We start from the raw sequence: 8,526 nt of genomic DNA, 5'->3' as shown, positions 1-8,526 counted from the left end.
TTTACTCTTTTACCTTTTTACTTTTCCCTTTCCCTTTTTACCCTTTTACTTTTATGCTTTTGTATTTTTTACTTTTTTACCCTTTTACTCTTTTACCTTTTTACTTTTCCCTTTCCCTTTTTACCCTTTTACTTTTTTACTCTTTTACTTTTAAAACTTTATCGTGTAGCTGAACGACGGTATGATGGGTATGTACCCACGGGCTTTGGTCTTGATACGGCCCGTTTGCTCATTGTACTTCACGTCGACCCACAGCGTATTGAAATGGCAGTAAGCGTTGTAAAGGCTCCAGTTCCAAATGCGCTCATGGCCCCGTTTGGTGACATGATGAATGTCGACGCCCAAGTCTAAACGGTGATAGGCGGGCAGAATGACGTTGTTAGGGCGCTCATAAACAAAGGCCTGCCGGCGTCCTTCGCCCAAATCGGGCATTTCGGCATACTGCGTCGGGGTGGTCATGCGGTTGCCCGTGTGGTACACCCAGCCCGCGTAGGCATACGTACCCTTTGAGAATCGGTAGCGAACAGTGACGTTCAGCTTGTGCCGATTGTCGAACTTATCGTAATACCAATGGGGAAAGAAGTCCTTAAAGTAGCGTTGGTTCCACGAAAGCGTGTAAGAGCCATCCACCGACAGGCGGCTTCCTTGGTAGTGAACGTCGGCCTCCATGCCGTAGAAGCGGCCGCGGCCCTCCATCACTTGGGTGTCCCAACTGTCCGCGGGCGGCTCTAATCCCAACCAGTTGGCGTACTGCAAGAGGTGATTGGACTGCTTGTAATAGCCCTCAAGGGACAAAAGCCAATGGCGACCGGGCTGATAGTAGGCACCCAAAGCCCACTGACGACTGTGCATGGGTTGGAGCTTTCGGGTGGTGGCAACCCAATAATCGGTGGGCAAATCGATGTAAGAATTAGATATTTTGTGAACAAACTGCGTCATCTCGGTGTAGCTGGCCTTAAACGACAGACGACGGTTGGCCTGATACTTCAGCGCCACACGGGGATTGGGCGTGAAGAAACGCTTGCCTTCCACATTGAATAACGAGAGGTTCACGCCGAAGTTCAGGCTCCAATGATCATTCAGAGTCCACTCATCTTCGGCATAAGCGTTGAGCTCCAAGCTGGTATGATGGTTGGCGCCCGACTGCCGCAGGGTGTCGCCCTTGGCGTCGTTGGTATGGAAAGACATCATCATGAAAGTTTGCGGACGAAACCAATGATACGTCAGGTCGTGGCCAAAACGCAGGTGATGGCTGGGCACGGGGCGGTAGTCGAAGGCCATGCGATAGCCCAAGTCGTTGATGGTGGAGAGATAGCCGTGCTCCGAATGGGAGGCGGTAGACGTGCGCTCGCTCTTGTAAGTGTAGCTGTCGAGCGTATGGAACCGCGATTGGTTGTAGGTATAAACGCCCGTGAAGTTGGCAAAGAGCTTGGGCGAGAACACGTAGTTCCAATCTAAGGCCACGTTGAGGTTGCCCCAATTGAACTTATTTTTCAAGACATCATGGTCCGGATTCCTATCATTGCCTATCCATTCGTCCTTGGACGTGAGGTAGTCGCGGCCCCAATAGGCACTCAACGCCAAGCGCGAACGGTCGCTGAATACATGGGTTATCTTGGCGTTGAGGTCATGGAAGTTGTAATTGAGCTTGAATTTTTCCTCCTTCGCCGAGCTGTTGATAATGGCGAAGGCCGGTGTCGTGAGCAGGTCGAGCCACGAACGGCGCAGTCCTATGTTGAAACTGGTCGTGCCACGGCGTATCGGTCCCTCGAGCTGAACGCTCCCATCGAGTATGCCGATGCGGTAACTGCCGTGGTAATGCTGCATGTCGCCATCGCTGGTGCGCACGTCCATGACACTCGAAAGGCGTCCGCCATAGCGCGCGGGGAAGCCACTCTTGTAGAAATCAACGTTTTTCACCACGTCGGCGTTGAACGAAGAGAAGAGTCCCATCGTATGATTGATTTGATAAAGGGGCGTTCCGTCGAGCAAAAAGAGGTTCTCGTCGTTGTTTCCACCGTGCACATAAAGGCCGCTGGCCAGCTCTACACCCTCGGCGACGCCGCTGGTGCGCTGCACCGTTTTCACCACGTCGGGTGATGAAAGTAGCGAGAACTCGCTCTTGATGTTGCGTCGGGTGAAGGTGCGCTTGCCCGTTTGGGTATTGAGCAAAGGTGAGTTCATGTCGCCCGTCACGATAACCTCGGCCAGATTGTTCATTTCCCGCAGGCTCACATTCATGGAGTGGTTGGCTTTCAGGGTAACGCTCTCGGTCTTTTCCTGATACCCCAAGTAGGAGAATCGCAACCGGTGAGCGCCTTCGGGCAGGGTAATCGAATAGAAACCAAACTCATTCGTGGTGGTTCCCTGCCGACTTACAAGGTCGTAAACGGTGGCGTTGATGAGCGATTCGCCCGTCGCGTCCTTCACGTAACCACTCACCGTGAACCGCCGTTGACGAGGTGGCTGGGCAGGATTGGCCGCCGGTTTGGGCGCCTCTTGCCTCAAGATAATATAACGTCCCTCCTTAACCCAACTGATACCGGTATGGGCAAAGAGCGTGGAAAGCGCTTCGGAAAGCGACAGTCCCTTGAGGGACGAAACGGCGGAAGGCTTATTGAGCGCTATCGTGGAGTCGTAAACAAAGTCTACATGATAGGTAGCGCGGATCCACTCCACCTGCTGCCGCAGGGTTATCGTCGTCGGACCCGCCGCCCGCAACGTGGCCGTGGAGAGCAAGATTCCACAAAACAATAAGATAATTTTAATGCGCATGAAAGATAATAATTTTACTTCTTCTGCTCATGTAGACGAAAGGAGAGCGGTTTTCCCCCAGCGAGGGAGAGATTTAGTTGACGAGTAGACAAGTGGACGAGTTAACAAGTTGGTGGTTTAGTTGATGAGATGAGGTAGCAGCAAAGCCGCTTTCTTTGGTCAGACGGGTCGGACTTGTCAGACTGGTCCGACCCGTCAGACGCCGCCAGCAAGGCCTTCAGCCGACAAACAGCGGCTACCCTAAAAACAAAAGCTGGCAGCTATCAAAACAAAAGCTGGCAACTATCAAAACAAAAGGCGGCCAATCAGCCGCCAAGAAAGGGCTTATGGGCCGCCCAAAGAGCCTTTATAACCTGCTAAAAGAGCAGCTTTCAGCCGCCCAAAGGCCATCAATACTTCTTTGACGCCTCGGTAGCTTTCTCACGGAGAACGTCGCCCACGGTTTTCTCCGTGGTGGGCTCGTCAACCGTGTAATCCACATGCAGACCGTCAACGGCCTCTTTTATGCCCTTGGCTTTATCTTTCTCCAACCGCTCAGTATAGATTTGCTCATAATCGGGAGCCTCGGCTGTCGGTGGAACGACGTTGAGGTCAAAGATCAAATCGATTTCTCCCTTGGGCAAAACATTGCCGTAAATACGGATGGTATGCTTTACGTAACCGATATTTCCCGAGGTATCGTAGACAAAGATAAGGCGCTTGGTCTCGCCGGGAAGTATGATGAGATTGCTACCCATATTGCTGACGATACATCCACAAGAGGGTTGTATGTCGTTGACGACAAGCGGTTCCTCGCCCACATTGGTCAAATCGTAGTGCATGGTCAGCTCCTCACCCAGAAGCAACGGGCGATAATGGCGGACAGAATCGACTACCGTCACCATGGTTGGCCCTACTTTGTGCTTACAGGAGACAAAGAAAATACTCAAGAGAAGAGGTAAATATAATACTGCTAATTTAAATTTCATCTGTTATTTCAATTCTATTTCGTCACAACCGGTCGTTATCTTGCCTTGTCCCTCCATACGATTAACACGCAACTCGAAGGGCTGACCGGTCTTAATTTTCTTCAGTGGCAAAGTAAATGTTACCCGATGGAAACCCTCGGACTTCTGACCCAATGACGGATTAGGCGATTTTGCCTCGACCACCTTGCGGCCATTTTGCCATACGGATACGGAAGAAGGCTGGTAGATATGCCACGCCGAGGCATGGAGAAATGACACCTGCAACTGCCCTGAAGCCTTGCCGGCATTTAAGACAAATGTCTCTGTGGGTGCCGAAGACACGCGCCAATTGGTATGATAGTCATAAGGCGAACCCAGATAACGGTCGGTAAGCTCGGGAGCATTGGTACATGTCAGCGGCTTAGTGCTGTCAGAGATGGGCTTATGGGCTGAATAATAAGCGATATAATCGGCCAAAGAGCCGTAAGACTCTCTATAATTGACCATTTCATCGAAGAACTTATACCCCATCAAATTCTCAAGGCTGTTGGAAACAAGCTCCGCGTCGCGCTTCACAAGTGGGCTACGCTGTAACTCAAGCACCGTAAAATTAAGTGCGGTAAGCAATTTGTTGAGCTGCTTACGCTCATCGCCGTCAATCTTTTTCGAGGCTTTATCCAGCTCATTAAAGAAGCCCATGAACGACTCCGGGGCGAGACCGCTCCTCACCATATCGGCTATGCCGCCATAGAAGGGCAAGGGTTGGCCTGACTGCCGCGCGCTTTTCTCAAGCGAAGTATAATAACTGATAAGCACGGGGGCACTCTTGGGATAATTTTTCTCATAGAAAACTTTCGTCAACGGCTCCGGTTGGAAATCGGGATTGATCATCAATGACGAAATGGCATAGGTCTGCATGTCGTCAAAGCTGGCATAATCCTCGCCACTGCCATTGAATATCACGCCACGCACACCCAAACCGCGATAAAGTTGCAAGCGCTCACGGACCGCCGTAAGGAGTGGATACGGAGTAAGATAGTCGTCAAAATTACGCATGTAATCCCACACGTAGACCCGATTAACGGTCTGCTGCCAGCGTTTCACAAGTGCCCGGAAAGCCTGCTCCGAGGCTGAAGGCAGCGGGCTCGTCATGGGAAGATCCATGGCGCTGATAAGAACTCCCACATTCTTAGGCATAACTTTAGCCGGCGGTTCTTTAACCGACGCGTAAGAAGATGTAAAAAACAAATGGGAGGGAAAACGGCGGGCGAGTTTCGCGATAAGGTCGGAAACAGCAGGCACGGCCGAAGTCTCGGTATTGCCTAAAGCCTTGCAACGGTCGCACTGACACACTACAGCGTTATCATTGGGCATAATGACAAAGCGAGAGCCGCCATCCTTGGCGCCATCACCATAATCATTAAGAATAAATTGCTCAAGGCGAGTGTAAAGCTCGGGCGAGGAAAAACAATACTGATCATGGTCACGAATCGTGCCATTGAGCGCGTAAGCGTCGTCGGAGAGGTCGGTACCCAATACTTTTTTTAGGTTATGACCCCACAATCCCCAATCGAAATCTATATTTCCACTGCCCAAGATTGGCATGAGGTCGGCATTTCGATTGGATGGTGAATAAATGCTACGGTACTCAAAAGGAAAATCGCCATTGCTGTTGACGGCTATGTTGACAGACGCAGGCGGTAAATCGGCCACGTCAAAACGACTGTCGGCCTTGCCGATAGAGGATATTACCTGATAGAGCAACCACAACATTCGCTCTTGATCACGGGTACGTAATATCAATACGTCAGAGCCTTCCCACTGCCAACTGAACCCTGCTTTCAACTCAGGATCGAGGTCTACACGGATTTCCAAGGCGTCATCGCTGCGCAAATGGGTGACAAGCTCAGGCATGGGCGTGCGTTTCTCCAAATGAGACGCCAAGTAATCAGCCCACTTAACATCGAGCCTATCCGTGTCATCAAAAGGAATTACCGCGTAAAGCCCATAGGCCGACAGCACTTTCTCACCCCGCATGTTAGAACAGGAGAGCAAAAGAAAGACCATCAGTAGTAAGAGCGTATAGAAACGTCCTCGCCACTTAGAATGTAATGAACAAAGAGGCATCGACATGGAACAAATTCTTATAATTTGTGGTAAATATATTGTTGTATATATCTGTCCGCTTTTCATTATTGGAATCGAGGATAGGCTCGGGATGATTAGTGGTATTGGTAAAGGTGTTCCAGTTACCTTCCACATGCAATGTTACATTATGGAACAACAGATAGGTACCACCAATGCCCACCATCGTATTGGTGCGGTCAAAAGTTCCCGGCAAAGCGGCGTCGAGAATGGTAGACTCGGGAGCCGAACCCACGCCGGCTGTCACCGAAAGATTGAGCAGACGGCTCTCTTGTGGGAAATATTTACCTACTAACACACCGCTGTAACACAGCTTGGAGGCGTAGGAAATAAGGTCGAATTTACCACCTAATGAAAATTGCTCATAGGTCTTCGTGGCCCCAACTCCGATGTTGAGCATTTGCTTATGGCCCGTTTTCCAATGATCAAATTCCCACTCTTCCGTATTTTTATTGAACTTAAATTCTTTCATATTGGACTCTACCCGACGGAAACCGGCGTGAACATCGGCTACCCAATCATTGCGCAGCGTACGTTCCAAGCGGGCATTGGCCATCAGCGATGGGAAATAGCGGTTGGCAACAGCTACGTTCACCATGCCCGACCATAGAGGCGAGAAGGTGTGTTCCCACTCCAAATGGCCTTGCACGCCCACACCGCCGGGGGCATAGCTGTCCTTGGTGTCACCCACAGCCGAACCGTCGCGGCCTGCATAATTTAACTTGAGCGTATAGGAATTATACTTTTCCTTGCGGGTATAGCCTATGGTAGCCACAGCGGACATAACATCGGCCTCGCCATAACGGGCATGACGATAGCCCAACATAAGCTCATTGGAACCATCTTTGGTAAGCAATTGGTCCAAATGGAGCTTATGGCTGCTCACCTCCATTGGCCCGGGCTGATAATATTTCTGATAAACATAAGCCGAATCATATTGGTGCATATCTTCAAAAGCCAAACCCTTGGTGTAAAGCAAGGAACGGTTGAACGAGTCATAAACCAGCGCTGAGTCGAGCACGGCCAAGGCCCGCTGTCCTTCATGCTGCTTGATATAAGTATGGGCCAAGGACTCGCTATGCGCAGAGAAAGACCCTATAAGCGTACTGTCATTGAAGTAAGTATCCATCCAAGGCCTCAACTGCGCAAGTGCGTTGTCGTATTCCTTATGGCTACCGAGATAGGCCGCGCGCTTCACCCTGAACAGAATATCGTCAGGATAATAATTGAGCGCCATCTGGGTGTACTGCCCATAATCGGTATCATGACGCAACAAGGCCGCGCAATTGATGGCATAAAGCAATCCATCGTGTGATGACGGCATGAGACGCAAGAAACGTTCAGAGGCGTCCATGGCCGTTCTGATATTACCGGCGGCTATCAATCCCTTGATATAAGGCAATGCGATGGTCTCGTAAGCCGAGAGATACATCGTGTGCTCATCGGCTGTCGACGTGCTGTCAAGCGCGTTTTCGAGCAGTGCCAAAGCCTCTATCGACTTGCCCTGCATGTTGAGCAACGTAGAGCGCTGTACGTAGTAATTACGTGGTTGGCGTGGGAAACGAGCATGAATGGTATCCAACAATGCTGAAGCTGCCTTATAACGACGGGTTTCAAAATAGCAAGTGTATTTTTTGTTCAAGGCACTTTGCACTATCTCACGGTCGGCGGCATGACGCGCGGCGAAATCTAACAAGGGTATGGCTTCGACATAATCCATCGTTATCATCAGGTCTGAAGCCTGATTAAGACGATAAGCTGCCAATTCATCGGCCACCTCCGCGTTACGGGGTTGTAGTTTTAAAATCTTTTCCAACAACGCTATGGCCTTGCGATCCTCGCCGGTGCGCTTATAGATTTCAAACTCTTTATAAAGTAAGGTAGGCGAATTGCCCTGACGTTTGCGGGCCTCACCTATATAAAAAAGCGCATCGCTGGTGTAGCCACGGGCAACAGAAGTGTTAAGCAAGAAGTTAAGCGCCTCGTTAGATTTACTGCTTTCGTAAATCCTACCGTAGGCTACATAAGGGTCATTAGATACCGCGTCGCTGGCAGCTTGCTCACGTAAACCGCTTACCATACCGGCCAAACGACCGTTAGGATGGGTACGCAGATGGGTGTTAAGGAATTCCAGCGCCTCATTATAGCGGTGAAGACCTGACAGAATAGCCACGCGCTTCTCGGCCAAGGCCACGCTGCCCGGAGCTACCTGCAAGCCCTCGCCAACCGTGGAGAGCGCTTCTTCCGACAAACCGGCCTGCAACTGCAAGTTACTCAATTGTAAATAGTTTTCCGGTTCGTTAGGCCCTAATTTTATAAGCTGGCGCAAGTGGGCAATAGCCTCGTTCATCTTACCTGATTTGCGTGAGGCAATCACATTTTCCTCCACCCTGCCTTTCAGACGACGCTGCAGCGATTGGTCATTCGGATATACCTGAACCAAACGACGCAACAAGCGATCGGCCTCTATATGATTGCCTTGCAACCGATAGATTCCCATCTTCTTTATCCACAAGGTCTTTTCATAAGGGGCCATCTGCAACAGTTCGTTGATGTAACAGATAGCACTTGAATAATTGCCCGTGTACTCCTCTACCCTGACGAGCAACTGCTTGGCTTCCCTATTTTCTCTGTCTTCACGTACGGCACGGAACAAATA

The 8,526-nt window shown here is 50.3% G+C and carries 4 protein-coding genes; all 4 read right to left on the bottom strand.

The window, feature by feature from the left end:
• Positions 1–150: 150 nt before the first annotated feature.
• Positions 151–2,775, bottom strand: coding sequence for a TonB-dependent receptor (locus tag VIR50_RS08130; RefSeq protein WP_331934643.1), 2,625 nt, complete (start codon positions 2,773–2,775; stop codon positions 151–153).
• 389 nt (positions 2,776–3,164) lie between these two features.
• On the bottom strand, positions 3,165–3,659 hold the full coding sequence (locus VIR50_RS08125) for a DUF1573 domain-containing protein (protein WP_331934642.1): 495 nt from the start codon (positions 3,657–3,659) through the stop codon (positions 3,165–3,167).
• Positions 3,660–3,746: 87 nt separating this feature from the next.
• Positions 3,747–5,855: a DUF4838 domain-containing protein gene (locus tag VIR50_RS08120; RefSeq protein ID WP_331934641.1), complete on the bottom strand. Its 2,109-nt coding sequence runs from the start codon at positions 5,853–5,855 to the stop codon at positions 3,747–3,749.
• Positions 5,824–8,526 (bottom strand): hypothetical protein (locus VIR50_RS08115; protein ID WP_331934640.1); only part of this gene is annotated, 2,703 nt, incomplete at its 5' end. The genes VIR50_RS08120 and VIR50_RS08115, both read right to left, overlap by 32 nt.

This window comes from Prevotella sp., from assembly GCF_036570325.1.
Taxonomy (GTDB): Bacteria; Bacteroidota; Bacteroidia; order Bacteroidales; family Bacteroidaceae; genus Prevotella.
The sequence above is the reverse complement of the archived record's forward strand: the minus strand, read 5'-3'. Positions and strand labels throughout refer to the sequence as shown.

Bases quoted from the DNA above. Each gene is read 5' to 3' on its own strand.
- VIR50_RS08120 (WP_331934641.1), bottom strand. From the start codon at position 5,855: ATGTCGATGCCTCTTTGTTCATTACATTCTAAGTGGCGAGGACGTTTC.
- VIR50_RS08125 (WP_331934642.1), bottom strand. From the start codon at position 3,659: ATGGTGACGGTAGTCGATTCTGTCCGCCATTATCGCCCGTTGCTTCTG.
- VIR50_RS08130 (WP_331934643.1), bottom strand. From the start codon at position 2,775: ATGCGCATTAAAATTATCTTATTGTTTTGTGGAATCTTGCTCTCCACG.